Raw genomic sequence first — 18,989 nt, forward strand, 5'->3', positions numbered from 1 at the left:
ATGAATATAATAAATTAAAGGGGAAATCAAGCGAATAGAGCCTCTCCCCCTGCCTCGGCTATCTTCTCCTGAGCCTTGGGGGATATGTAGCGGGCCTTGATGACCAGCGGCCTTGTGAGCTTCCCGGCACCGAGAACCTTGTCAATCCCGAGCTGGGTTGTGTCGACTATGATCCTCCCTTCCTCCTCGTATGCAATGCCCATCGCCATGAAGTCATCGAGGTTCTCCTCGATATCCCTGAGATTCATGGTGCTGGGAATCCACTGTACAGCCTTCGGCCTGTGAAAGCCCCTCTTGCCGAGGTGATCAGGCGCATACTTGATTACCCATGTCCACTTGGTGTTCTTTCTCTTTCCTGTCCCTGCCATTCCCCTTCCGCCTTTGTGGCCGCCACCACGGTGCTTCTTCTTACAGCCCCATCCGTGAGTGTGACTTCCACGGAGCTTTCTCACCTTCCTCTTTCTCCTAATCATCCCTCTCACCTCATATCTCAGAGCATCCTATCAATGAGTTCGTTTATTGCCTCGCCTCTGTAACCAAGGGCGCCGCCTTCCTTGAATGTCCTTTTCTTGCTGCCCTTGAATCCTCCCTTCGGGGGGTGGAGTCTGAACACGGGCTTGATGCCGGGCAGGTCGCTGAGCTTCATTTCGCCCTTAATGACCTTCTCGGCAAACTCCTCAATGCCCATGCCGAGCTTCTCCTGCACATATTCCTCTGTAACCTTTCTGTTTCCAGTTAGCCTTCCCCTCTTCTTTATGAGCCTTGCAAGTGTTTCCGCATTGATCTCGCCCCATGTTATGTAATCCTTGACCCTGTGAATCATTCCGCTGTATGTCGGGTTTTCATCGACTATGACGAGATGGTTGACCTTGTGAAGGCGGAGCATTGCAAGGGTGTCCCTAACGGGCCTCTTCACGCCGACCCTTCCCCTAATCCTGATGAGTGCGACCTTTGTCATCTTTGCTCACCTCACTCCAGCTCAAAGTTGGCTGACATCTCTCTCCCAACGACGATGCCGTATTTTTCAGCCATATCGGGCTGCACGGCAACTTTGTTGGTGTTGTAGAGGGCATCAAATACCGCCTTGGCGAAGTTGACTGTGGTTCTGGTTTCACCGAGGGTCTGCGACCACACGTCCTTGACACCCGCCAGTGCAAGTATCTTCTTGCCAACGTCACCTATGACCAGACCAAGGCCTCTCGGCCCCGGCATGAGCCTTACCTTGACGCTGCCTTCCTTGCCCTCAACTGCGAACGGTATTGAATGCGGTCTTCTACAGCGGCACTCCCAGCTCCCGCAGCCGCGCTTGATCTCGATGATGTTCATCTTGGCGTAGTTTATGGCCTTTCTGATGGCAATGCCCACTTCCCTTCCATGTCCTATTCCAAGACCCACGTAGCCGTCCCTGTTGCCGACGGCAGCTAAAACGCGGAACCTTATACGTCTGCCGCTGTCGGTCATTCTGACTGTCAGGGCTATATCCAGGATCTCCTGATTCTCCCTCATGTTGACCTCCGGGAGGAGGACGTCGACTATCTCGGGCTCCTTGATCTGATAGCCCTTTCTGAATATTTCATGAATGTCAGTTATCTGGCCTTCCTTGACCAGAATGCCAAGCTTTGTTCTGGGCTCCCACTCTTCCAGAACCCTCTGGGCCATTTCCCTTGGATCGCTCATTCTCTCGCCTCCTCAAATTTTTCGATTATTCTCGCTTTAACCTCCTCAAAGTGCTCGGGGAGCTTTTCGGGTTCGAGTCCCTTGACGAAGTAACCTGAAAACTGCTTCCTGTAGAGGTCTTCATCTTCTTCCCTGAGGATTCTGGCATAGTTCGCAACGTGCTCGCCCCTTATCCTGTAGTCCTCCGGATAAATCTCCTCGCTGTGCGGGACGTTTAAGCCTGCATCGACCGCACCCTTGAGGACTGCGAATATGCTTGACCCCCTTGTCGGCGGATGGAGACCTATGTCAAGGATGGCCTCCTCAATGCCCGCCTTCTTAGCTTTATAACCTATGAGCAGGCCGAGGAGGTATGCAGAGGGGGTATTTCCTCCATGCCCCTTCCAGCCGAAGTCCCTCATTAGCTCCCTTGTGTGAGCTGAAACAATTGTTCTGTCACCCTTCGGGTCATAAAACACTACCTGAGCTATGTGATGGTTGAGTGTCTTTCTAACAACCAGCCTGGGCTTTCCGGATTTGAGCAGCGCCAGGCGCTTGTGATAGTTAGTCTTACCTTCCCTTCTCCTCCTGAATGGAACCCTATATCTCGGTCCATGTGCCATATTTCCCACCTCACTTCTTCAATATTCCCCTCTCCTCCATGAAGAGGTAGAGCTGTCTCTTGTTCTTGAACTGACCGCCCTTGGCCCTGATGTAGAGCCTCCTGTAGGTGTGCTCGTCTATCTTCTTCTCGGCCTTGAGCTTCCTGAGCTCCTTCCTGAGTGCCCTGATTGTCATCATCCACTTTTCTTTCCTGCCCATTCTCGCTGTCTTCTTACCCTTCCTGCTTCCGGGTCCGCGGTGGCGTCCCTTCTTCCTCGCCTCCTTCCTGATCTTGGCTCTATAGGAACTCTGTCCCTTAACCGGCTTCTTCTTTATAACGCCGTCGTTGATGAGTCTCCTTATGTCCTCTCTTGTGATAGCGGAAGCGACATCATCAATCCTCTCAGGGTCTATCCAGACCCTGTTCTCCCCACATTTCAAAAGTTCAGCGGCTACCCTTCTTTGCATCCTGAGCATGATATTCACCTCGCATTAAGGATTTTAATCCCCAGCTCCTTGGCTCTCGCAATTATCATCTCTCTCTTCCTTGCACCAACTGTGCCTGCTATCCTTGCCGCCTGCCTTGCCGGGTCAACTGCCTCAAGCTCCCTGACGTTGTGAATGAGAACCTCCTCGTAGCCGCTCGGGTGAAGTCCCCTGACGGCTCTGGGTGAACTCCAGCCGATGCTCGGTGACCTGGCCTTGCCCTTCCTCTTGAGCCTCATCTTGCTGTCAATTCCCTTCGGCCTGCGCCATTTCGGATCGTTCCTGAATTTTGGAAAGCGCCACCATTCCTGCCTTAAAAATCTCGGCTTCTTCCTTTTGAGGTTTGCCCTTATTCTCAGGAGTCTCGCTTTTTCGTTCATTTCTCACACCTCACGGTCAGAACTTTATCGGCTTACCAGCCTTTTCCACTATGTAGATTCCATCCTGGAAAACTCTCCTATCCCATTTGTTTATCTTTGTGGCCTGTTCAATGTTTGCTGCAGTCTGCCCTGCTTTCTCCTTGTCGATGCTCTCAACTATAATCTCCTGCCCCATGACCTTTACTGTAACCCCCGGAAGGATTTTGGCCCTCCTCGGGTTCTTCTCACCGAGGAAGTTCTCTATAAGGACTTCGTCACCCTGAACCTTGACGGTCATCGGGAAGTGGCTGTAGAGCACCTTAAGCTTGTACTGGAACCCTTCGGTAACTCCTCTGATCATGTTGGCTATGTGGGCCTTGAAGGTTCTGGCTATTGCTATGTCTCTCCTCCTCGGGAATTCCTTGAAGACAACGACCTTACCGTCTTCCTCGAATATTTTAACACCCGGGTACTTAAGCTCCCTCTCAAGCTCCCCTTTCGGGCCTTTAACCCTGACGAGGTTGCCCTCAACAGTAACCTCGACTCCTTCTGGAATTTCAACCTCTTCCCTTACCCACGCGTCGATTGGCATCTCTCTCACCTCAGTAGACGTATGCTATAAGCCTTCCACCAATCCCCTTTTCCCTGGCCTCTTTGTGGGTCATAACACCCTGTGATGTCGATACTATGAGGATACCGAACTCAAATGCCGGAAGGAATCTCTTCTCCCATGCCTCGTATTCCCTGGCTTTTACCGGGAATCTCGGCTTTATTGCACCTGTTTTGTTGATTTTGCCTATGAGCTGAACCCTGTATATCCCGGCCCTTCCATCGTCAATGAACTCGAACTCACCTATGTAGCCGTTCTCCTGCATAACCCTTAGAACCTCTCCTATAAGCTTTGATGCGGGCTTTAAGTAAACCTCCTTCTTTCCAACCTTCTCACTGTTTGATATATGTGATAAGGCATTCGCCAATGGGTCAAGTAAAGTCATCCTCCCTCACCTCACTCGTACTTCTTAAAGCCCAGCCTGGGGGCCATCTCTCTAAAGCAGTGTCTGCACAGCATCAATCCGTGGATTCTGATGACCGGCCCATACTGGCCGCAACGCATGCATCTTCTCGCACCTTTACCAAACTTCCTGGGCTTCCTTTTGTTGTAATCAGCCTTTGCCATCACAATCCCTCCACGACGGCGTTAAACTCCTCCTGAACGAAAACTATACCCTCATCCTTCGTGAGCTTGTGCCTGTTCGGTATCTTCTTCCTGCGCCTCTTCCTCCTGGCGACCCTGAAACCGGGCCTCTCAAGGGTTACGCACACATCCATGCCGAATATTCCGATCTCCGGGTCATATTCAACGCCGGGGATGTTGATGTGCTCCTGAATTCCAAAGCAGAAGTTGCCGTGCTCGTCGAAGTTACCTGCCTTGAGCTTGTTGTCAACCGCAGCGAGGAGTCTCTTGAGCATCTCCTCTGCCTTCTCGCCCCTGAGGGTAACCTTGACCGCTATGGGCTCTCCCCTCCTGATACCGAAGTCCTTGTTCGTTTGCTTCGCCCTTCTCCTTATCGGCTTCTGGCCGACCAGCTGCTCAAGCATCTTCTCAGCCTTAGTCAAACGCTCCCCGCTCTCACCAACACCAATGTTGATTGTAACTTTTGCTATCCTTGGCTTCCTCATTGGATGAGCTTCCCAATCCGCTAATATGGCCTCTCTATTCATTTCCTCTCACCTCATGGAAGTGAAATCTCTGGCTTCTCCTTCCCAACAACGAATGCGTATTCCTTCAGCGTGTCAAAGAGCTCCCCTTCGCTGTCCTCGATCGTAACGACATCCGGCCAGCCGCCAGGGAACTGCCTGACCTCAACCACCTTGCCCATTCTTGCAACGTTCTTACCCTGGGTAACAAACACCTGCACCCCAATCTCGAACGGGATTATCTCCACAATCTCCTTCTCGGGAACCTTCATGATAACCGTGTATGCGGTTTTGAATCTGTCCTTGGCCTCGTCCGTGAGCGAGCTGAGCTTTATGAGATGATTGGTTCCATCATGGAAGTTCAGCTGCAGGTTGCCTCCCTTTACCATCCTCTTGTTGCTTATTCTGAGCGGCTTGAGGCCCGCTTCCTTGTCGGTTATCGGGTGGAGTATTAGCTTTCCGAGCCTGTTTGGAAGAACCCGGTAGTGCTCGCCGGTCTCGGGGATGGAAACCACGTCCATGATTCCAACAGGGAACTTGTAGTCTCTCCTCGGGATACCATCAACCAAAACCTTCCCCTCGTTAAGCACCTTCCTTGCCTCTCTCGCCGTCTTTGCATAGCCGAGATAGTCCCTGACTATGTAGAGCAGTGGAATAGACGTCTTCATGCTGTGCGGTCCCGGTCTGGGCCTGACAGCCCATTTGTACGTCTTGCGTTCGATATACCACTGAGTAGGAGCACTCAATCTCTTCAAGTGCCTCTTCGCACCTTTCCTCGCCATGTTCAGGCCCTCCTATTAATTATCTTCTCCCTTCTCTCATCATCGAGGTTCAATTCGACAATAACAACGTTTGATGGGTGAAGCGGATAAAATACCTCTGTCCCGTCCACCTTCTTCTGGGTAACCCCCTCCACGTGTATTCTGTATCTCTTAAGGTCGACCTCCGTGACCTTGCCCTCCGTGCCCTTAAAGTCACCTCTAACGACCTTAACCTTGTCGCCCTCCCTGATGGGCAGGTTTCTGATGCCGTACTTCTGCCTGAGTTCCCCTGAGAGAGGGGCGCTCATTATCTTCTGCCTGAGGTGAAGGGGAGCGTTATATAAAAACTTCCTCTGCTTTCCGGGTTTTCTTGTTTTTAATTCCATCTTTCTCACCTCACAATACTATACTCGCTATGCTGCCGAGTCTGACCCATTTTTCAGCAGCTTCTCTCGCTATGGCACCTCTAATTTCAGTTCCCCTCGGAACGCCTTCAGGAGTTACTATTGCAGCAGCGTTGTCCTCAAATTTAACCCTCATTCCGTCGAGCCTTCTGTACTCCTTTCTCTGCCTGACTATCACCGCTCTGACAACCTGGTGTCTTATATCCGGCCTTCCCTTCTTTACGGTTGCAATCACCATATCGCCAACGCCAGCGGAAGCAAGCCTCCTCCTGGTGCCCTTGTAGCCCACGACGCCTATAATCTGGATTACTTTGGCGCCGCTGTTATCTGCGACCCTAAGATATGCCCCGATGGGCAGAGCTCTCGTTGGCCTGACCGGACTCACACCTCTCGTTGCACCGGCACCTTTCTTTGCCATCGCTATCACCTCTCCCCAGCCTTCTGCGTTATGGCAACGACAACAAAGCTCTTCGTTTTGCTGAGTGGTCTTGTCTCAGCGACAATGACCCTGTCACCGGGCTTTGCAGCGATGCACGGGGGGTTGTGTGCGTGTATCCTGCTCCTCCTGAGCTCGTATCTTTCATATTTCTTGAGATAGTGGTAGTGCTGCCTCTCGACGGTTACGGTTCTCCTCGGTTTGTCGCTGACGACGATTCCTTCGAATACTCTGCCGTGAATCTTAACGTGCCCGTGCCACGGGCAGTACGGGTCATCACACTTCTCAGCAGGAGGCTGAATCTTCAATCCGATGTCTCTCATCTTCTCCACCTCTTTTTCAATCTCATCTCGGGTCTTCCAATCAAATCCCTTCCGTGGATCCGTATCTTTTTATCGTCAATTTCAAACTCAATTTCAACGACGCTCTTCGGGATTACCCAGAGCTTTTCAGCCGTATCTCCCACCATCGTGAGTGTATTTCTCGTCTCATCGATGATGTGGCCTTCGATGCCAACCAGCTCTGGATGAGATGCCCTTATAATCTTTGCTTTCAGCCCTATCAGTTCATGCCATACTATGCTCCTCGCCGTCACTCGATTTCTATTAAGTCCTCTGAAAATCCAAGGCCTGCCAGCAAGTGCCTGACCTTTTCTCTGTGGTCTCCCTGCAGTTCTATCCTTCCCTTCTTTACGGTTCCGCCGCATGCCAGCTTCGCCTTCAGCTTTTTTGCAATCTCCTCAAGGTTGAACTCCTTCTCATCTATTCCTTCGATTATTGTCTTGAGCTTCCCGTAGCGGGCCTTCTCGATATAGACTCTAATCCTCTGCTGCTCCTTCAGCACCTCTTTAAAGAGCATCTCATCCAGCGGGTTCACAATCCTCGGCACCAAACATCACCTTTTCTCCCTAAGCTTCTCCTTCTTTATGGTTATAAGGCGCGCTATATCGCGCCTTAAATCGCGGATGACCATGGGGTTCTCAAGAGAGGTCCCCATGGTGAGCATGCCCCTTTCCTTGGCAAGCTCAAGGCGGAGCTCCCTGATCTTCTCCTCGATTTCCTCTATGCTCATCTCTCTAATCTCACTTGCCTTCATTGTGAGCTCACCTCAACGACCTCTTCAGCGGGCTTTTCAAGAACCTCGATTTCATCCGGAAGTCTGGCTTCAGGGGGCATTATTGAGACCTTGACGCCTATGACACCGAGCTTGAGCTTTGCCTGGGCGTAGCCCTTGCTGACGAGTGTTTCAGCTGGATTTCCGACCTTGGCGAGGTAACCCTGATAAAAGCGCACGCTTTTGGCTCTTTCACCGGTGAGCTTTCCGCTCAGGCGAATCTCAACGCCCCTTGCCCCGTTCCTCATGATGGCCCTTATGGCTGCGTATGCTGCCCTCCTGAAGTGTATGCCCCTCTCAAGGGCCTGGGCAAGCCTGACGGCCTGAACCTTGGCGTTGAGGTAGGGGTTCTTTATTTCCTCAACCTCGATCTGCGGGTTCTCAAGATTGAACTGCCTCTCAAGTATCCTGGTGAGCTCCCTTATCCTCCTTCCGCCCCTGCCTATGACGTAGCCGGGACTGGCGGCGAAGATGACGACCTTGGTTCCAAGAGGGGTTTTCTTGATGTCCAGACCGCCATAGCCGGCCCTCCTGAGCTCCTTCTCAAGGTACTCGTCGATGAGCATCTCCTTGACGGATTCCTTAATGAAGTATCTCTCAATAGCCATGGGCTCACCTCCTTACCTCTTCAACCACTATCTCTATGTGGGTTGTCTGCTGGTTAAATGGCGTCGCTCTTCCAAAGGCTCTGGGTATGTAACCTCTGAGAACCGGGCCTCTATGGGCTGCTGCATGTATAATCCTGAGCCTGTCCGGATCAAGACCCTTCTGCTCTGCGTTGTTCTTGGCATTGAGGAGTATCTTCTTCATGGCCTTTGCAACCTTCACCGGGTATCTGCCAGGACCGAAGCCCCTGCCCGGCTTGTGGCCCTGACTGTCATTGAAGCGCTTCAGCGGAACAGGTTTCCTGAGGGCTATGATGTCATCAACGTACTTCAGAGCATCGTTGAGCATCATCCCCCGGAGCTCCCTGCAGAGTTCAATTGAAAACTTCGGTGAAATCCTCAAGTCCCTTCCGCTCGCCCTCACCATTTTCTCTGGATCATAATTTTGGAAAGAGTAGGAAAACCTGGCCATTCACACCACCTCACTTGATCGCCACGAACATTGATGACCTTGTAGCACCAACACCCGGTGAGCCGTGCTGGACAATCTTCCTCGTCAGGGCAAACTCTCCCAGGTAGTGCCCTATCATCTCGGGCCTTATCTCAAGTGCCACGAACTCCTTGCCGTTGTGGACATGAATCGTCAGTCCGACCATCTCCGGGAGAATCACCATGTCCCTGCTGTGCGTTCTGATTGGCTTCCTGTACTTGCCCTTCTTTGCCAGCCTTATCTTCCTGAGGAGCTTCTTCTGTTCCGGTGAAAGCCCCCTCTTCAGGGAGCGCCTCTGCCTTGATGGGAGGAGCTTTGCGAAGTCCTCAAGTGACATGTTTAAGAGCTCATCGAGCGTATAACCCCTATACTTAAACTCCTTCTTTCTCGCCATCTCCATCACTTCCTCCTGCCAGTTCTTCTCGCAGCTATGTGACCGACCTTCTGACCCGGAGCGGCTCTCCTTGAGATCGTGCTCGGCCTACCTATGTGGTGCTCCTTACCACCGTGCGGGTGGTTGACGGCGTTCATCTTGACACCCCTCGGCTTCGGCCAGAACCTGTTCCTTGCCTTGGCGATGTAGTAGGCCTTACCGGCCTTAACGATGGGCTTCTCAAGCCTTCCGCCGCCGGCGACAACACCTATCGTCGCCCTGCACATCGGGTTGAACTGCTTGAGCTCACCGCTCGGGAGCTGGACTATGACCTTATCCCTCTCCCTGCTGACGACAAGGGCGTAGGCACCGCCTGCCCTCACGAACTTTCCTCCGTCACCTGGGGCCGCTTCGATGTCATAGACATAGGAACCCTCGGGAATCATTGCCAGAGGAAGGGTGTTGCCTATCTTCACTGGAGCGTTCGGCCCGATTGCCACCTCGTCGCCAACGAGTATGCCTTCCGGGGCTATTATGAGCTTCTCAAATTCCTCAAACTTAACCCTTGCAACCGGTGCTGTCCTTCCGGGGTCGTGGAGTATCTCGACGACCTTCCCCACAAGGGTCTTCTCCTTCGTCAGGTTGAGGGGCACATACTTAACCCTGCCCCTGTATCTGTGAGATGGAGCCCTAAATGTGGTCGTCCCCTTTCCTCTCCTCTGTTGAATCAAACTCTTACCCATTCTCACTCACCTCAGAACAATCCTATCCTTGCGGCTATTTCACTTGCATTATATTCAGGAGCAAGCTTTACATAAGCCTTCTTCTCTCCCCTCATTGTAAGCACCACGTTGACCTTTGCAACCTTGACGCTGTATATCTCCTCAACAGCCCTCTTTATGTCGCTTTTTGTGGCCCTCCTGTCGACTATGAATGTGAGCTTGTTCTCTGTTTCAATGAGTGAAACAGCCTTTTCCGTCACGACCGGTCTGACAATAACCCTGTACGGATCCATTTCCATCACCCGTAAATCTCTCTAAGCTTTTCAATCGCGCCCTTTGTCCAGATCGTTAGCCTGCCGGGGTGCGTTCCCGGGGCGAGAAGCTCAACTCCAAGGTTGTCCACTGTGACAACGTCTACTCCGGGATGGTTCCTCGCACCCTGGACGATGCCTTCGTTCTTCGCAACGACAATGAGCGGACCTTTAGCCTTCTTGTATCTCCTCCCGCGCATCTTGCCCTTACCTGCCCTTATCTTGGTGTTCTTCTTTGCCCTCTCGATGTCGTCCCAGACGCCGAGCTTCTTGAAAATCTCCCTTGTCTGGGCTGTCTTGAAGACCTTCTCAAGCTCATCATCAACCACGAGCGGAACCTGCGGAACGTTGTCAACGACGTGCCCTCTGGCCCTGACGAGGTCGTAGTTTGCTGTGGCAGCGATGGCGCTCATTATTGCCAGCCTGCGCTCCTTCTTGTTGATGTCCTCCCAGACAACCTTCTCGACCTTGGGCGGGTGGGTTCTCCTTCCACCCCTTGCAAAGGGAACGAACGCGGCAAACCTCGGAGATGTCTTTATCCTCTCAACCCTCGCCATGCCGTGGCCCTTTCCGATGTTCTCGGTTACCCTTCTCTTGCCGGCCAGCGGATCCCTTCCCTGGGGCTGAATTCTGTGTGTCCATGAGGCAATGACAGCTCTCTTAATGATATCCGGTCTGTAGGGGGTGCTGAAGACCTTTGGAAGCTCTATCTCCTCAACGGGCTCGCCTTCGAGTGAAAAAACCTTAACTTTCATCTAACTCACCTCACTGCTTTGATTCCCTACTAATGTATGTGATCTGAACCCTTTCGACAGGTGGCTTCTTTGCTGGCGGCCTTATCGCAGGCCTGACCCTGATTATCCTCTTTATAGCTCCCGGGACAGTCCCCTGGATGAGAAGGAAGTCGCTCCTTATTATTCCGTAGTGCGGGAATCCTCCTTTTGGAGTAATCTCCACCTCATGTTTATCGTCGAGCTTCAGCCTGCCGTTCTCGCCTATCGCTATGAGCCTCTTGTTGAACTCCGTCCTGTGGTGGAAGCCCATCTGGCCAGCAAGGGGAACCGTCCACATGACCCTCGTTGGGTGCCAGGGGCCGAGGTTACCGATGTGTCTGGCCTTTCCGGCACGCTGGGCCTTGTGGAACTGTATCTTGACACCCCAGCGCTTGACTGGGCCCTGTGTTCCCTTACCCTTTGTAACCGCAATTATGTCGAGCAGCTCCCCCTCCCTGAGGGCTTCGCTGGCTCTGATTTCCCTGCCGATTCTCTCCTTCAGATAGGCAAACTTCTCCTCAACGCTGTTTCCTCCAACAGCGTACTCCATGACCTCCGGCTTCTTCTTGAGCTTGATGAGCCTCGGCTGGGTGTGGACCAGAGCCCTGACTTCGACTATTTCACCGCTCCTAACGAGATCTTCAAGCTGGCCGAGCTTTTCTTTGAATGCATCCTCATCGTAGTTCTTCGGGAGGGTCTTTATCCTCCTCTTCAGGTCTTCGCTGAGGTTTGGTGCCCAGACCTCCGTGGCGGTCTCAAGGCCGAGGTATCCCTGCCTGTATGCCCTGATGCCGTAGACGAAGAGCGGCGGAACCTCGATTACTGTAACCGGCATGAATATCTCTTTGCCCTTTGTCAGTCCCGGCCTGTCATCCACCATCAGGATGTGGGTCATCCCTGCCTTGTATCCTGCAAAGCCGAGAAGCCTGACCTCACTGTCCTGCGGCCACCTCTTGATTCTCGGGACTACGCTCTTAGCCCTTTTCCTCGGGGAATACGCCAGTGAACCTCTTCTTGGTCTGTGTATTTTTCCCATTTCAATCCCTCCTTATGAAATTAAACACAGCCAGAGTGGCTAAGACAGCCTCCTCCGTTCTTACAGTTTTTGTTTTCTGATTTGGAATGGTGTTGAGGATTAAATCAAAGGGATAATCCTCATTGTAATCTCTCAGGGTCTCCAGCACGCCTCTCCTCGGAGACCCAAATACGAAACCTATCTTCCCTTCAAGTTCAGGGAGAGCTGCATACCGCACATCCTCACCCCTGCGTGAGGTCGCGATGGCTAAGTCCAGCCCTGCCTTTTTAAGTGTTTTTGCCAGACTCCTCCTTGTGAGATGCACCCTGTACCCCCAGTATTCAACCGGCTTTGCGGGTATCACCCTGAGGGGCTTTACTGAGACGATTCTGAAGGTTGCGCGCCCTTCAATTTTTCCCTCGACCTCTGCCGTTTCATCAAGGCCTATATCAGCGTAGTATCTCCTGCCCCTTCTGAATGCAAACCCCTCCCTGAGCTCACCGACCTTCGGCTTGGACTTGAGCTTGTGGTGGGGGGTTCTCAGGGGTGGGATGACACCAGCATGCCTGAGTTCCGGCATCAGCGGGAAGAGCTCCTTTCGGAGATACTGGGGAGTTTCCGCGTACTCAAGGATGGTTTTGATGAACCTTCCGTCCCTGCCGCCGGCTTTGTATATCCAGATGCCCTCGACTCCAAAGATTGCCGCTGCTCTTGCTATCTGTCCAACCTTGTATGTCCTGATTTTCGGGTCATCGGTCTCTTCGAGGAGTGAATCAGGTATGAAGATATGCCATGCCATTTTGGGTCATCCTTCCGTCTAAAGCTGAGTGGGAGTTAAAGAGGACTATTTAAAAGGCTTTCGAACCCTTCCACCCTTTTTTGGGTTGGGAGGTGTACAATTTTTTTGCAAAGAAACTTTGCTCTCGCAAAGTTTCATCAAAATTTGTAGCCCCATTTGGACGTGCCGATTTTCAAGGGGTTTATCATTACTGGAGCGTTCAACATAAAGAACTTGCCTAAAATTCACTCTTGGGTTAGGTTTGCCTTTTTGATGCCCTGCGGGCGTCTTTTTCAAGTTAAACCCTCATCAAAGGAACCCAAAACCGGTTCTCACTTGAAACATTGGCACCTGACTTGAAACCCCCTGTATTCAGAGCATGACCTCAAGAAGAGCTACCAACTTCTAACTCCTCGCTTCTAGGCAGTTAAGGCTTTTTGGTCAAGCTTTTTTAAAAGCTTGTTCGCCTTCGCGACGTTGAAGCGGAGCTTCAACGCACGGGACGACAGTCCCGTTGAGTTTGATCAGGGTTAGTGATTCCCCCGTAAAACGGTTCCTTCTATGAGAGTTTGCCTTCTTGAGTTGTAACTTTGGCCGTTGGAATTCTTCACTTTGGGCCATGTTTGAGTGGGTTTTACTTTTTCTTGCGCTCCAACGGAGCGCTTTTGGAGTTAAACCTTCATTTCAGGCGCTTTGGAAGTGAATTCCTATTTAGGAATGCCTCCCTGAGAGCGCAAACGTTCCCCGATGTATTTTAAAAAAGAATCACAAACTTTGATGAAACTTTTCGCCAGAAAAGTTTCGGGGAAAGCCTTTTAACTTGCAGGGGTGCAAGTAACTTGTGGGGGTGCAAGCTAATGCTGTTTTCACCGTACCCAAAGACGAAGAGGGAAGAACTCTTTGACAGGGAAAGGGAACTCAGGGAGCTTAAGGAGGCAGTGGGGAGAGGAGAAAGGCTAATCCTCCTTCTCGGCCTCAGGAGGCTTGGAAAGAGCTCACTCCTCAACGTTGCGCTCAACGAGCTCCCTTATTCCTCAATAAAAGTCGACGTGAGAAAGACCTACTCCGAGCTCTCATCCGTCAACAGGTACGTAATCGGGAAGATGCTCCTTTCAGGAATGAGCGGAAGGAAAAAGCTGATTGAGGAGGCAAAGCTTTTCCTTGAGAGGGTCAAGGGGGTAAGCGTTTCCGGGCTCAGGCTGGAGATAACCTCAAAGGACTTCTCGATAACCGAGCTCTTGGAGGCACTCAACGAATATGGGGAGAAGGCAGGAAGGGTCGTTATAGCCTTTGACGAGGCTCAGTACCTGCGCTTTGGGGGTGCCACAAGGTACGATGGAATTTTAGCCTACGCCATCGACAACCTCGAAAACCTGACATTCATTCTCACCGGCTCAGAGGTGGGTCTTCTCTTCGACTTCTTGAAGTTTAACGACCCTGAAGCGCCGCTCTTCGGCAGATACCACCACGACATAGCCCTTGAGCGTTTTAATCCAGAGCTGAGCAGAGAATTCCTGAGAACGGGCTTCGAAGAGACAAAGTTTAAAGTTACGGAAAGGGAAATCGAAGGGGCCGTTGAAGAGCTCGACGGTATCCCCGGCTGGCTCTCCCTCTACGGGTACATCCGCGTTACGAGGAAACTCGGACATCATGAAGCCATTGAGGAAGTCCTCAGGGAGGCTAAAGCCATAGCTGGAAACGAGCTGTCGAAGCTCTTCAACTACAGCCCAAGATACCGCTTCATACTGAAGGCGATAGCGTTGAACTATTCCCGCTGGAAGGACATTAGAGACTACCTTTCCCTGAAGCTCGGCCCCGTAAACGACTCGAACTTTTCAGCTTTGCTTGAGAACCTCGTCAAAGCGGGCTACGTGGAAAAGAAGAAGGGAAGCTACCACATCCCCGACCCCGTGTTGGCGAAGGTCTTCAGGGAGCTTTAACTTGCAGGGGTGCAAGTAACTTGTGGGGGCGCAAGTTAGAGCTTCTCGATCTCTCCCAGCCTCTCGAAGTTTCCGCTCTTTATCATCTCGATTGCGAAGGCATAGAGACCGAGCTGCTGAAGGTTCTCGGGCGTTAGCTTCTCAGCGGAAACTTCCCCTATCCTTGCGGAGAGTCTCTCGATGGCCTTCTGCTTAGCCTCCTCGGAGAAGCCTGCAAATTCGAGGCCGTGAAGAATGGAGAGGACTTCGAGCTTTGCCCCGGCAAGTTCTCCGGAGGGTTTGGGAACTCTCGCCACGTTTATTTGCCCCTCTGGTTCCACCTTCTCTCCGCCCATCTCCGCCAGGAACTGCCTGAACTCCTCAAGTTCTGGCTCAATATCGATGCCTGCGTTTCGGAGAACGACGAAGGGGTCATCTACAGCTCCGGAAACAGCGTGTGATGTTGCTTTCAGATGCTTTAGGCTCTCTACGGAGGGAATCATCTTGTCGAGTACCTTAGCAGATTTCTGGACTGCCTGCACAATTACCTTCTTTGTCGCATCCCTGTTTATCGGCGCGCTCCCGGTTTGTTCCAGGTAGCTCAAAACATATTCTGCAAATTCTTCAGGGTTTTTCTTGAGTTCTTCCCAGCCTTTTCCTATATCTGTCCAATCGTATAACGCATCACCAATAGCATCCCCGATAGAAGGGGAACTCTCTCCCATATGGTGAACAAGAGCCAGTGTTAGAAAGCCGTGGAGCAGTGGGAGATGAACGGCTTTTGGGTTATATTCGTCCCTGTTTTTTTGTGGTACGGGTGTTCGCGGATCCCCTTAATATATATCATCTTGGCTGCTTTTCTGCTGAGAGTGCCTTTGCAACTCTCTTGTATGATCCATCGGGACTTGCTCGAGCGAGGATCTTCAGGAAACCGATTGACGGGTTGAGATATGTGGCTGCGATGTATTTAACGTTCTCCTTTGGAAGTCCATACTTCTTTGCAAACTCTTCCAGTTCTTCATCCCATGTTTTCTTCTTTGGCTTTTCCTCCTTTTTCTTCTTCCCCCCAAAGATGAACATCCCAGCCAAAGGCAAAAGCGACAAAGGCACCACCCCTCAAATTCCGTCCTTGGAGGAGATAAGCCTTTCGAAGTCCGCCAAGTCCCAAGCGAGGTAGCCTTCCGCCTTAAGCTCTTCCTTCCCTTCGAGGCACTTCGCCACTAAACCGTAGAACTTCTCCCACCCATCAAGGCCAACTAACTCAGCTTTTCCCTCCAGATTCCTCAAAACTCCCTTCGCTTCCCTCAAGCTAAGGTCTTTCCACTTAATCTCAACAAAGAAAGCCCTCTTCTCTTGCTCGTTGAGCGCGAGTAGGTCAATCTCCTTCCTCTTGTGCCACCAGCGGCCGATTTTCGTGAATATGAACGGCAGCTTTCCGGCTTTGTTGAGCTGTATGAGGAACTCCCTGGCGATCCCTTCAAATGCCCTGCCCACGTAGGCGTTGAAGGCATTCCAGTCCATCTCGAACGTCCCAATCTCTATCCTTCCCCGGTTCGGCTTTACGAAGCGGAACCAGAATGCGAAGAAGTTGTCGTTGAGATAGTAGCGAGCCTTTTTGCTCCTCTCAGACTCTGTAACCGGGACTTCGCGCCTCACGAGTTCGAGAGAGATTAAAGTCCTCAGGTACTTCGGCATGTCCTTCGCCTCGATTCCTGCGAAGTTCGCAATCTCGCTCACCCTGTGCTTTCCAAGGGCCATCGCCTCAAGAATTAGGTAATACCTGTGCACGTCACCGAGTTCCTCCCTCAAAATGAACTCTGGCTCCTCGTAGAGTATGGACGTAGGCGAGAATGCCACCCTGAGGAGTTCCTCCTCGAAGTTCTTCCCCTCAAAGAGCCTGAAGTACATGGGCACGCCGCCGGTGACCGAGTATATCCTCACGACGGTTTCGATGGGCGCGTTTTTGAAGTATTCTCGAACATGGAAGAAGTTCAGAGGTTTAAGCTTGAGCTGTGCCGTTCTTCTGCCATAGAGGGGGTTGGTATAGTTCATCAACCCTTCCATAAGGCCGATTATCGAGCCGCTCAAAATTAGGAAAAATCGGTCGTCAAGGATTTCATCTATCACGTGCTGGAAAACCGCAGGAGTGTTCTTGTCCGTGAGGAGAAGGTAGGAGAACTCATCTATGACAACGACAAACCTCTCGGGTGCCCTGAGCTTTATCAACTCGAAAGCCTCTCTAAAGTCCCTCACCTCCAGCTTAGGAAGTCCAAGAACCTCCACCGCTTCAAAGTAAAATCTTTTAGCATTTGACTCCAGTCCGTCCCTGTCGGCTAAAAAATAGAGGGCATTCTTCCCCCGAATAAACCTCTTTAGGAGTTCGGTCTTTCCAACTCGCCTGCGCCCGTAGAGAATCAGGATCTCCTTTTTGCCAGAAGAGTAGAAAGACTCAAGGAGAGCCAGCTCATCTTTTCGGTTGACAAACATTATCATCACCAAGATAATCTTTGGCAGGATAATAATTTAAGCCTTTCGGCTTCAATCCACAAACGCCCTTCCGTTCCACAGCTCCCTCATCTCGCGCGTTGCATCGGGATATACCCGCTTGAAGGTTATCCTCCAGTAGGGCTTCATCTCCTCTATGTCCTCGATGTGGATCTTCACGCCGAGCCTCTCGAAGTGGGTCACCATCCTGTGGGCCGTGCTTATGCTCTTCACCCTGACCGTGAAGACCTCCTCGACCTCGCCGCCGCCGGCAACCTCGTGAATGCTCTCGACGAACGGTCTCAGAAGGGCCTTTCCAATGGCCTTGGCATATTCGTCGAACTCCTCTCCTTTAATGTGCTTTTCGCCCAGATAAAAGGCGAGGCGCTTAATCCTCCCCATGAAGTAGCCGTGGGGCAGGTCAAAGAATATGTGCGAGCCTATCCTGATGTCGTTGATGTTTGCATAGGGGGTCACGTACTTGGCTATTCTCTTCATATCTGGCGTTTTCATGACGATGCCTTCCCTTCTCTCCCTGCTGAGTCTTTCGATGAGCTCATGCAGCTCCTTGATTTTCGAGCGGTCGTAGAGACCAAAGGTCTCAACATGGCGAACCCCGTACTCTTCAGCCAGTCTGAGTCTCTCCTCAACCGGCAGGCTCCTCCCGCTCCCCTTCTCCTGGATATCGAAAAGGAAGAACTCTATGTCCTCCTTCACGTAGGGCGGCCCTTCAACGATGTACGGACTCTCCGGCCCGGCCATCTCCCCCACCAGGACAAGGTTGGGGTAATCTTTGAAGAACTCCTCGTTTACGAAGTCCAGTATCCTCTCCGTCGTGAAGGGACAGATAAAGCCGCCCCTCGTTAGAGCGAGAACTCTGTCCTTCACTTTCACGACGCGGACGTTGTAGCCGTCCACCTTCTCCTCGACGTAGAAGGGTCTGTTCTTAAAGACCCTCTTTATCCCCATATCCAGCTGGACGACGCGCTTTATGTGAGGGAAGCCCAGAACAACGTCGCCGTTCTCAAAGACGACCGTCCCGCGCCGGAAGCCCTTGGCGGAATCTCGAAATCGAACGTACCTGATTCCTTCGAATTCCCCCTCCACAACTCCACCCTTGCCCTCAAGAACCGCCAGCCTGTCCTCGGGAACGCCGAGTTTGAGAAGGGTTGCCCTAAAGCCCGAGCTTACCATCATCCCACCGGTTTAAATTGGACTGCATCGTTAATAATAGTTATGAATATAGGGTACAGCAAGAAGATGAAAGAAGAGATGCTCACAGCGTTGAGAGAACCCTGCTCGTAATATCTCTGCCTTCCTTATCGTAAATCCTGAAGTACGTCTTGCAGGGGAACTTCATTCCGGCCCTTCTCATGGCCTCAATCGCGAACTTGAGATGCCCTCTGGTGACCCAGACGGTGAGGATTTTCTGGTCTCTCTTGAGCCGTGCGGCAAGGCCTATCGGCTTACCGAATGGTCTCCTCATGCCGTTTCCATAACGGTCGGCTTTCCTTCCTGTTGCCATAGGGTTCTCTCTAAGCACCTGGAACGGGTAAATCCTGATCTTGTAGTGATAGTTGCTTCTTCCAACGTTCTTCTGAAGGTACCTGTTGACCTGGATTCTGACAGCCTCAAGGGCGTTCTGCCTTATCTGAACCGGATCCGCGGTGTGGAGGCTCACTTCATATTCAAATTCAGCTGAGAGGTTCCCCATGTCGAAGATCGTGATCTTTGGACCCGGAGCACCTCTTATATACTCCCTCCTCGTGTAAGCGGGCTTCTTAACCTTCCTGTCAATCTTAGCAGGTCTCAATCCCATAATCTCACCTCCAATGATGAACGCAACCTAAACTTAACCAATCCACTCAGCTTATAAAAGTTTTGGAGCACATCTTGATAATGTTAGCAGGTTTGATAGTGCCCAAATTTGAAAGAACAGGTTTATTATCAGGCACGTCACAGTTACCCAACAGCATGCACACCCCCCGAGCCATATGGTGCAT

Annotated in this window: 31 protein-coding genes; 1 reads left to right on the forward strand and 30 read right to left on the reverse strand. The window is 51.7% G+C overall.

Annotated elements, in window-relative coordinates; genetic code table 11:
- Positions 1-26: 26 nt before the first annotated feature.
- From ACYQ27_RS09935 to ACYQ27_RS10055, 25 genes are read right to left on the reverse strand one after another with little or no spacing between them, the layout of a single operon-like run.
- Positions 27-473, reverse strand: a complete 447-nt coding sequence (locus tag ACYQ27_RS09935) for an uL15 family ribosomal protein (protein ID WP_456395425.1) — start codon at positions 471-473, stop codon at positions 27-29.
- 17 nt (positions 474-490) lie between these two features.
- On the reverse strand, positions 491-958 hold the full coding sequence (locus ACYQ27_RS09940) for a 50S ribosomal protein L30 (protein WP_460041563.1): 468 nt from the start codon (positions 956-958) through the stop codon (positions 491-493).
- 11 nt (positions 959-969) lie between these two features.
- Entirely contained in the window at positions 970-1,677 is a 708-nt protein-coding gene (rpsE, locus tag ACYQ27_RS09945) for a 30S ribosomal protein S5 (protein ID WP_456395440.1), read from the reverse strand.
- Positions 1,674-2,279: a 50S ribosomal protein L18 gene (locus ACYQ27_RS09950; protein ID WP_460041564.1), complete on the reverse strand. Its 606-nt coding sequence runs from the start codon at positions 2,277-2,279 to the stop codon at positions 1,674-1,676. Before ACYQ27_RS09950 ends, rpsE begins: the two co-directional genes overlap by 4 nt.
- Before the next feature lie 10 nt (positions 2,280-2,289).
- Complete coding sequence (locus ACYQ27_RS09955) at positions 2,290-2,736, reverse strand: 50S ribosomal protein L19e (protein WP_460041565.1); 447 nt, start codon at positions 2,734-2,736, stop codon at positions 2,290-2,292.
- A 5-nt stretch (positions 2,737-2,741) separates the two neighbouring features.
- Complete coding sequence (locus ACYQ27_RS09960; RefSeq protein ID WP_456395446.1) at positions 2,742-3,125, reverse strand: 50S ribosomal protein L32e; 384 nt, start codon at positions 3,123-3,125, stop codon at positions 2,742-2,744.
- Positions 3,126-3,141: 16 nt separating this feature from the next.
- On the reverse strand, positions 3,142-3,696 hold the full coding sequence (locus tag ACYQ27_RS09965; RefSeq protein ID WP_456395448.1) for a 50S ribosomal protein L6: 555 nt from the start codon (positions 3,694-3,696) through the stop codon (positions 3,142-3,144).
- Positions 3,697-3,706: 10 nt separating this feature from the next.
- The gene (locus ACYQ27_RS09970; RefSeq protein ID WP_456395450.1) at positions 3,707-4,099 is read right to left on the reverse strand and encodes a 30S ribosomal protein S8; all 393 of its coding nucleotides are present in this window, start codon (positions 4,097-4,099) and stop codon (positions 3,707-3,709) included.
- An 11-nt stretch (positions 4,100-4,110) separates the two neighbouring features.
- Positions 4,111-4,281: a 30S ribosomal protein S14 gene (locus tag ACYQ27_RS09975; RefSeq protein WP_456395452.1), complete on the reverse strand. Its 171-nt coding sequence runs from the start codon at positions 4,279-4,281 to the stop codon at positions 4,111-4,113.
- The gene (locus ACYQ27_RS09980) at positions 4,281-4,826 is read right to left on the reverse strand and encodes a 50S ribosomal protein L5 (RefSeq protein ID WP_456395454.1); all 546 of its coding nucleotides are present in this window, start codon (positions 4,824-4,826) and stop codon (positions 4,281-4,283) included. Before ACYQ27_RS09980 ends, ACYQ27_RS09975 begins: the two co-directional genes overlap by 1 nt.
- An 11-nt stretch (positions 4,827-4,837) precedes the next feature.
- The gene (locus ACYQ27_RS09985) at positions 4,838-5,584 is read right to left on the reverse strand and encodes a 30S ribosomal protein S4e (protein WP_456453391.1); all 747 of its coding nucleotides are present in this window, start codon (positions 5,582-5,584) and stop codon (positions 4,838-4,840) included.
- 2 nt (positions 5,585-5,586) lie between these two features.
- Positions 5,587-5,949, reverse strand: a complete 363-nt coding sequence (rplX, locus tag ACYQ27_RS09990; protein WP_456395458.1) for a 50S ribosomal protein L24 — start codon at positions 5,947-5,949, stop codon at positions 5,587-5,589.
- A gap of 10 nt (positions 5,950-5,959) precedes the next feature.
- Positions 5,960-6,385 carry a 50S ribosomal protein L14 gene (locus tag ACYQ27_RS09995; RefSeq protein ID WP_456395460.1) on the reverse strand — a complete coding sequence of 142 codons (426 nt, stop codon included), beginning with the start codon at positions 6,383-6,385 and terminating at the stop codon, positions 5,960-5,962.
- 5 nt (positions 6,386-6,390) lie between these two features.
- Complete coding sequence (locus ACYQ27_RS10000) at positions 6,391-6,726, reverse strand: 30S ribosomal protein S17 (protein WP_456395462.1); 336 nt, start codon at positions 6,724-6,726, stop codon at positions 6,391-6,393.
- On the reverse strand, positions 6,723-7,109 hold the full coding sequence (locus ACYQ27_RS10005; RefSeq protein ID WP_456453392.1) for a ribonuclease P protein component 1: 387 nt from the start codon (positions 7,107-7,109) through the stop codon (positions 6,723-6,725). The genes ACYQ27_RS10000 and ACYQ27_RS10005 overlap by 4 nt, the downstream gene beginning before the upstream one ends.
- Positions 6,995-7,294, reverse strand: a complete 300-nt coding sequence (gene yciH, locus ACYQ27_RS10010; protein WP_456395466.1) for a stress response translation initiation inhibitor YciH — start codon at positions 7,292-7,294, stop codon at positions 6,995-6,997. The genes ACYQ27_RS10005 and yciH overlap by 115 nt, the downstream gene beginning before the upstream one ends.
- A gap of 3 nt (positions 7,295-7,297) precedes the next feature.
- Positions 7,298-7,498, reverse strand: a complete 201-nt coding sequence (rpmC, locus tag ACYQ27_RS10015) for a 50S ribosomal protein L29 (RefSeq protein ID WP_456395468.1) — start codon at positions 7,496-7,498, stop codon at positions 7,298-7,300.
- Positions 7,495-8,124, reverse strand: a complete 630-nt coding sequence (locus tag ACYQ27_RS10020; RefSeq protein ID WP_456453393.1) for a 30S ribosomal protein S3 — start codon at positions 8,122-8,124, stop codon at positions 7,495-7,497. The genes rpmC and ACYQ27_RS10020 overlap by 4 nt, the downstream gene beginning before the upstream one ends.
- A 4-nt stretch (positions 8,125-8,128) precedes the next feature.
- The gene (rplV, locus tag ACYQ27_RS10025) at positions 8,129-8,593 is read right to left on the reverse strand and encodes a 50S ribosomal protein L22 (RefSeq protein ID WP_456395472.1); all 465 of its coding nucleotides are present in this window, start codon (positions 8,591-8,593) and stop codon (positions 8,129-8,131) included.
- A 10-nt stretch (positions 8,594-8,603) separates the two neighbouring features.
- The gene (locus tag ACYQ27_RS10030; RefSeq protein ID WP_456395494.1) at positions 8,604-9,005 is read right to left on the reverse strand and encodes a 30S ribosomal protein S19; all 402 of its coding nucleotides are present in this window, start codon (positions 9,003-9,005) and stop codon (positions 8,604-8,606) included.
- A 5-nt stretch (positions 9,006-9,010) separates the two neighbouring features.
- Positions 9,011-9,727, reverse strand: coding sequence for a 50S ribosomal protein L2 (locus ACYQ27_RS10035; RefSeq protein WP_456395474.1), 717 nt, complete (start codon positions 9,725-9,727; stop codon positions 9,011-9,013).
- Between the two features lie 11 nt (positions 9,728-9,738).
- Entirely contained in the window at positions 9,739-9,999 is a 261-nt protein-coding gene (locus ACYQ27_RS10040; protein WP_456395496.1) for a 50S ribosomal protein L23, read from the reverse strand.
- Between the two features lie 5 nt (positions 10,000-10,004).
- Positions 10,005-10,772: a 50S ribosomal protein L4 gene (gene rpl4p, locus ACYQ27_RS10045; protein ID WP_456395476.1), complete on the reverse strand. Its 768-nt coding sequence runs from the start codon at positions 10,770-10,772 to the stop codon at positions 10,005-10,007.
- A gap of 10 nt (positions 10,773-10,782) precedes the next feature.
- A complete protein-coding gene (locus tag ACYQ27_RS10050; protein WP_456453394.1) occupies positions 10,783-11,826 on the reverse strand; it encodes a 50S ribosomal protein L3 in 1,044 nt (347 codons plus the stop codon).
- Position 11,827: 1 nt separating this feature from the next.
- On the reverse strand, positions 11,828-12,604 hold the full coding sequence (locus ACYQ27_RS10055; protein WP_456395480.1) for a putative RNA uridine N3 methyltransferase: 777 nt from the start codon (positions 12,602-12,604) through the stop codon (positions 11,828-11,830).
- An 836-nt stretch (positions 12,605-13,440) separates the two neighbouring features.
- Here ACYQ27_RS10055 and ACYQ27_RS10060 point away from each other — a divergent pair.
- A complete protein-coding gene (locus tag ACYQ27_RS10060; RefSeq protein WP_460041566.1) occupies positions 13,441-14,523 on the forward strand; it encodes an AAA family ATPase in 1,083 nt (360 codons plus the stop codon).
- 35 nt (positions 14,524-14,558) lie between these two features.
- Here the strand turns inward: ACYQ27_RS10060 and ACYQ27_RS10065 are convergent, their stop codons facing one another.
- The 5 genes from ACYQ27_RS10065 to ACYQ27_RS10085 form a co-directional block, all read right to left on the reverse strand.
- Positions 14,559-15,227: a hypothetical protein gene (locus tag ACYQ27_RS10065; RefSeq protein ID WP_460041567.1), complete on the reverse strand. Its 669-nt coding sequence runs from the start codon at positions 15,225-15,227 to the stop codon at positions 14,559-14,561.
- A gap of 118 nt (positions 15,228-15,345) precedes the next feature.
- Positions 15,346-15,615 (reverse strand): hypothetical protein, encoded by a 270-nt coding sequence (locus tag ACYQ27_RS10070; RefSeq protein WP_460041568.1) that lies wholly within the window; start codon positions 15,613-15,615, stop codon positions 15,346-15,348.
- 3 nt (positions 15,616-15,618) lie between these two features.
- Positions 15,619-16,995 carry an ATP-binding protein gene (locus ACYQ27_RS10075; RefSeq protein ID WP_460041862.1) on the reverse strand — a complete coding sequence of 459 codons (1,377 nt, stop codon included), beginning with the start codon at positions 16,993-16,995 and terminating at the stop codon, positions 15,619-15,621.
- A 45-nt stretch (positions 16,996-17,040) separates the two neighbouring features.
- Positions 17,041-18,180, reverse strand: a complete 1,140-nt coding sequence (locus ACYQ27_RS10080; RefSeq protein ID WP_460041863.1) for an RNA ligase — start codon at positions 18,178-18,180, stop codon at positions 17,041-17,043.
- An 82-nt stretch (positions 18,181-18,262) separates the two neighbouring features.
- Entirely contained in the window at positions 18,263-18,805 is a 543-nt protein-coding gene (locus ACYQ27_RS10085; protein ID WP_460041569.1) for a 50S ribosomal protein L16, read from the reverse strand.
- Between the last annotated feature and the right edge of the window lie 184 nt (positions 18,806-18,989).

The sequence above is a fragment of the Thermococcus atlanticus genome, assembly GCF_054657855.1.

Bases quoted from the DNA above. Each gene is read 5' to 3' on its own strand.
- ACYQ27_RS10050 (WP_456453394.1), bottom strand. From the start codon at position 11,826: ATGGGAAAAATACACAGACCAAGAAGAGGTTCACTGGCGTATTCCCCG.
- ACYQ27_RS09980 (WP_456395454.1), bottom strand. From the start codon at position 4,826: ATGAATAGAGAGGCCATATTAGCGGATTGGGAAGCTCATCCAATGAGG.
- ACYQ27_RS10075 (WP_460041862.1), bottom strand. From the start codon at position 16,995: ATGATAATGTTTGTCAACCGAAAAGATGAGCTGGCTCTCCTTGAGTCT.
- ACYQ27_RS10065 (WP_460041567.1), bottom strand. From the start codon at position 15,227: ATGGGAGAGAGTTCCCCTTCTATCGGGGATGCTATTGGTGATGCGTTA.
- ACYQ27_RS10055 (WP_456395480.1), bottom strand. From the start codon at position 12,604: ATGGCATGGCATATCTTCATACCTGATTCACTCCTCGAAGAGACCGAT.
- ACYQ27_RS10080 (WP_460041863.1), bottom strand. From the start codon at position 18,180: ATGGTAAGCTCGGGCTTTAGGGCAACCCTTCTCAAACTCGGCGTTCCC.
- rpsE (WP_456395440.1), bottom strand. From the start codon at position 1,677: ATGAGCGATCCAAGGGAAATGGCCCAGAGGGTTCTGGAAGAGTGGGAG.
- rplV (WP_456395472.1), bottom strand. From the start codon at position 8,593: ATGGCCAGGTTTTCCTACTCTTTCCAAAATTATGATCCAGAGAAAATG.
- ACYQ27_RS09960 (WP_456395446.1), bottom strand. From the start codon at position 3,125: ATGAACGAAAAAGCGAGACTCCTGAGAATAAGGGCAAACCTCAAAAGG.
- ACYQ27_RS09935 (WP_456395425.1), bottom strand. From the start codon at position 473: ATGATTAGGAGAAAGAGGAAGGTGAGAAAGCTCCGTGGAAGTCACACT.
- ACYQ27_RS09950 (WP_460041564.1), bottom strand. From the start codon at position 2,279: ATGGCACATGGACCGAGATATAGGGTTCCATTCAGGAGGAGAAGGGAA.
- ACYQ27_RS09975 (WP_456395452.1), bottom strand. From the start codon at position 4,281: ATGGCAAAGGCTGATTACAACAAAAGGAAGCCCAGGAAGTTTGGTAAA.
- rpmC (WP_456395468.1), bottom strand. From the start codon at position 7,498: ATGAAGGCAAGTGAGATTAGAGAGATGAGCATAGAGGAAATCGAGGAG.
- ACYQ27_RS10020 (WP_456453393.1), bottom strand. From the start codon at position 8,124: ATGGCTATTGAGAGATACTTCATTAAGGAATCCGTCAAGGAGATGCTC.
- ACYQ27_RS10030 (WP_456395494.1), bottom strand. From the start codon at position 9,005: ATGGCGAGAAAGAAGGAGTTTAAGTATAGGGGTTATACGCTCGATGAG.
- ACYQ27_RS10040 (WP_456395496.1), bottom strand. From the start codon at position 9,999: ATGGATCCGTACAGGGTTATTGTCAGACCGGTCGTGACGGAAAAGGCT.
- ACYQ27_RS09940 (WP_460041563.1), bottom strand. From the start codon at position 958: ATGACAAAGGTCGCACTCATCAGGATTAGGGGAAGGGTCGGCGTGAAG.
- ACYQ27_RS09970 (WP_456395450.1), bottom strand. From the start codon at position 4,099: ATGACTTTACTTGACCCATTGGCGAATGCCTTATCACATATATCAAAC.
- rplX (WP_456395458.1), bottom strand. From the start codon at position 5,949: ATGGAATTAAAAACAAGAAAACCCGGAAAGCAGAGGAAGTTTTTATAT.
- ACYQ27_RS10060 (WP_460041566.1), top strand. From the start codon at position 13,441: ATGCTGTTTTCACCGTACCCAAAGACGAAGAGGGAAGAACTCTTTGAC.
- ACYQ27_RS10000 (WP_456395462.1), bottom strand. From the start codon at position 6,726: ATGAGAGACATCGGATTGAAGATTCAGCCTCCTGCTGAGAAGTGTGAT.
- ACYQ27_RS10085 (WP_460041569.1), bottom strand. From the start codon at position 18,805: ATGGGATTGAGACCTGCTAAGATTGACAGGAAGGTTAAGAAGCCCGCT.
- ACYQ27_RS09995 (WP_456395460.1), bottom strand. From the start codon at position 6,385: ATGGCAAAGAAAGGTGCCGGTGCAACGAGAGGTGTGAGTCCGGTCAGG.
- ACYQ27_RS09955 (WP_460041565.1), bottom strand. From the start codon at position 2,736: ATGCTCAGGATGCAAAGAAGGGTAGCCGCTGAACTTTTGAAATGTGGG.
- ACYQ27_RS09965 (WP_456395448.1), bottom strand. From the start codon at position 3,696: ATGCCAATCGACGCGTGGGTAAGGGAAGAGGTTGAAATTCCAGAAGGA.
- rpl4p (WP_456395476.1), bottom strand. From the start codon at position 10,772: ATGAAAGTTAAGGTTTTTTCACTCGAAGGCGAGCCCGTTGAGGAGATA.
- ACYQ27_RS09985 (WP_456453391.1), bottom strand. From the start codon at position 5,584: ATGGCGAGGAAAGGTGCGAAGAGGCACTTGAAGAGATTGAGTGCTCCT.
- ACYQ27_RS10035 (WP_456395474.1), bottom strand. From the start codon at position 9,727: ATGGGTAAGAGTTTGATTCAACAGAGGAGAGGAAAGGGGACGACCACA.
- ACYQ27_RS10005 (WP_456453392.1), bottom strand. From the start codon at position 7,109: ATGCGGCGGAACCGTAAAGAAGGGAAGGATAGAACTGCAGGGAGACCA.